The sequence below is a fragment of the Paenarthrobacter sp. CM16 genome (assembly GCF_013179505.1).
Lineage (GTDB): Bacteria > Actinomycetota > Actinomycetes > Actinomycetales > Micrococcaceae > Arthrobacter.
Genome location: NZ_JABMCX010000418.1, coordinates 1 through 3,029, shown reverse-complemented (window position 1 = coordinate 3,029; position 3,029 = coordinate 1). Strand labels below are relative to the sequence as shown.

The window sequence follows — 3,029 nt, the reverse complement described above, 5'->3', positions numbered from 1 at the left end:
CATGAAGTCGATGACCCGGACGGAGCCGCCCTCCACCTCCCAATCCGTTTCCAGGATGAGGGTGTCCTCGCGGTATTGGCGTCGCGTGCAGTTGGCGCCCTCCGGTGTTCCGGCGGGGGCCAGCAACCAGCGGCCGGCGTCGGGAGTGTGCAGCAGTGCGGCGAAGCAGGCGGGAGAATCGAAGCGCGGCAGGCACATCCAGTCGATGGAACCGCTGCGCCCCACCAGGGCGGCGGTGTTCAGGTCCCCGATGATCGCGTAGTCCTCGATCCTGGCCATTAAGTCAGCTCCCTTACTAGGCGTCGTCAGCTATGCCTGACCGTACCCCTTCGAACCGGGCGCCTCCACTGAGACTCGCGCCTGAAAGCCAAAGGCGGCTATTGCTGTCCGGCTTGCTGTCCGGCTTTCAGCCGGTTGAGGCCATCCAGGATCAGGTCCAGGCCGAACTCAAACTCGTCGCCAAAGTCGTAGCCGGGTTTGAGGACATGCTCGACGGCGATCTCCACCATGCGCGGATACTCACCGGTGCTGAATCGCTCCATGATGGGTTCGGTGATTTCGGCTGCCGTGTCCCTGCCTTCGAACGGGAGTGCTGCTTCCTGGACGGCAAATCCGTAGATGTAGCTGTCCAGCAGGGCGTAGGCGTGGGCCGTCTGCTGCACGGAGAAGCCGGCTTCCCGTAACGTGGAGAGTGTGGCTTCATGGTGCCGGAGGGTGGCCGGTCCGGGGGCCGAGCGGCTTTCGAGCAGCCCCACTGCCCAGGGGTGGCGCCTGAGCGCTGAGCGCATTCCGCGGGCGCGTCGCTGCATTTCCTCGCGCCAATTTCCCCCTGGTGCCGGCAGTTCGATTTCGCTGAAGACCATGTCCACGATGCCATCCAGGATCTCGTCCTTGTTGGCTACGTAGTAGTAGAGGGACATGGGTTTAGTACCCATGGTCCGGGCAAGTGACCGGATGGTCAGCGCGGCGATCCCGGATTGGTCGGCGAGCTCGACGGCGCACGCCAGGACCCGTTCCCGATTCAGGGGTATGCGCTGGGGTGCTGCGGTCACGTGGTCTCCGTGGTCGTTGGGGTCGTTGGGGTCGTTGTGCGGGTGGTGGCGGGGATGGAGCTCTAGCGGTTTAGTACAGTGTACGGTAACGTCATTAGTACAGCGTACGAAAAAACTGCAAGAATCCCCAAGAACCCCAGCATCGCCAGCACTGAAAGGTCCGGCCATGACCACTGGTCAGCACGCCAAGGAATCACGTCAGAACATGTCAGCCATGCCGCGTCCGTTCATGCGGGCCATCGTCCAGGACGCGTATGGTCCCGCCGATGTCCTGCATGAGGCCCAGGTCCCTCGCCCGGCCATCAAAGACAATGAGGTCCTGGTCAGGGTCCGCGCTGCCGGGCTTGACCGCGGGACCTGGCATGTCACCACGGGTCTTCCATATGCACTGCGGCTCGCTTACGGCTTCCGAGCACCCCGAAACCCTGTCCCCGGCCTGGACCTCGCCGGCACCGTGGAAGCTGTGGGGTCGAAGGTGACGCGGTTTGCCGTGGGTGACCACGTTTTCGGGTCCGGGAAGGGATCCTTCGCAGAATACGCCGCTGCCCGGGAGAACCAGCTCGCCCATAAACCCGCCAGCATCAGCTTCGAGCAAGCCGCGGCGGTCCCGGTGTCCGCCTGCACCGCCTTGATCGCGTTGCGTGCCGGCGGCATTGATCCCGCTTCCGGCCCGGCGCTGAAGGAACTTAAGGTCCTGATCACCGGCGCCTCCGGTGGTGTGGGCAGTTACGCGGTGCAGCTTGCCAAGGCAGCCGGGATGCAGATCACCGGGGTAGCCAGTGCTGCCAAGGCGGACCTGGTGCGGGGCCTCGGCGCTGATCATGTCATCGACTACACGGCCCGGGACTCCGTTGACCGTATTGGATTGGCCAACCGTGCTGACTTGGCCGGGGGCGCTGACAAGTACGACGTCATCATCGACATCGCAGGCAACCCTTCGGTCTCGAGTCTTCGCCGGGCGCTCACCCCCGTGGGAACGGCTGTGATCACCGGTGGTGAGGAGGGCGGGTCCTGGACAGGCGGCCTGGATCGCCAGTTTCGGGCCGTGACGCTTTCCCCCTTCATTCGCCAGCGGCTCATCATGATCGTGGGCACTCAAACCGCCGGGGACCTGGAATATCTTGCAGCTCTCCTGGAGGCCGGAACCATCACCCCGGCGATCGACCGGACGTACCCGTTGGCCGAGGTCCCGGAGGCCATGCGATATCTCGACGCCGGTAAAGCCCGCGGGAAGGTGGTCATCACCGTCTGATTGCACTTTTGCTGTGGAGGCGAAGTGCCCCCTAGCCCGCAGTTCCGGTGGCGTGCTACCACTGACCCTAGGAACAAACCCCTGAGGAGAAGCTGTGGCTGAAGATCGTCCTGTCCTTGTTGTTGGCGCCACGGGATTTCTGGGTGGACAAGTGGTGGATGAGCTTCTCAAGCGCGGGAAGAAGGTCCGCGCCTTGGTACGGCCCGCATCCAACGCGTCCAAGCTTGAGGCGAAGGGTGTCGAGATCGCGCGCGGCGACATGTTGGACGCGGCCTCTTTGATTGCCGCCATGACCGGTGTTTCCGCGGCCATCTCCACAGCGGCGGGCTACACGCGCAATGACAAGAACGCCAAGGCCATCGATACCTTCGGGAACAGCAACCTGGCCGTCGCCGCCAAGCATACCGGGGTGCCCCGCTTCGTCCTGATCAGCATCGTCACCAGCGACCAAACACCCCAGATTCCGCACTTCTGGAACAAGAAGCTGGCCGAGGATAAGTTTGAGGAACTCGGAGTGCCCTTCGTGGCCCTGCGCCCGGGTGCTTTCTTTGACCAGGCGGTGGGGATGGGCGGAGATCCCTTCGCGAAGGGGCGTTTCGTTTGGCTGGGTTCCGAAGATGCCCGCCTGACGTTCGTGCTCGCCAGCGATGTCGCCGCCTACCTGGCCGAGGCGGTGGATGCCGACATTATTGAGGGTGAGCGCATCGACATCGGGTGGAGCCGTC

The 3,029-nt window shown here is 63.8% G+C and carries 4 protein-coding genes; 2 read left to right on the top strand and 2 right to left on the bottom strand.

From position 1 onward, the window contains the following. Together HP499_RS22750 and HP499_RS22745 are read right to left on the bottom strand one after the other, a co-directional pair. A partial coding sequence (locus tag HP499_RS22750) for a trehalase-like domain-containing protein (RefSeq protein ID WP_253951753.1) occupies positions 1–279 on the bottom strand: 279 nt, incomplete at its 3' end. Between the two features lie 98 nt (positions 280–377). After that, the gene (locus HP499_RS22745; protein ID WP_172326340.1) at positions 378–1,052 is read right to left on the bottom strand and encodes a TetR/AcrR family transcriptional regulator; all 675 of its coding nucleotides are present in this window, start codon (positions 1,050–1,052) and stop codon (positions 378–380) included. Positions 1,053–1,218: 166 nt separating this feature from the next. On the opposite strand from HP499_RS22745, the gene HP499_RS22740 reads away from it, so the two are divergent. Together HP499_RS22740 and HP499_RS22735 are read left to right on the top strand one after the other, a co-directional pair. After that, entirely contained in the window at positions 1,219–2,304 is a 1,086-nt protein-coding gene (locus tag HP499_RS22740; protein ID WP_172326339.1) for an NAD(P)-dependent alcohol dehydrogenase, read from the top strand. Between the two features lie 94 nt (positions 2,305–2,398). Beyond that, positions 2,399–3,029, top strand: a 631-nt coding sequence (locus tag HP499_RS22735) for an SDR family oxidoreductase (RefSeq protein ID WP_172326338.1), incomplete at its 3' end; no start/stop codon positions are given.

Bases quoted from the DNA above. Each gene is read 5' to 3' on its own strand.
- HP499_RS22740 (WP_172326339.1), top strand. From the start codon at position 1,219: ATGACCACTGGTCAGCACGCCAAGGAATCACGTCAGAACATGTCAGCC.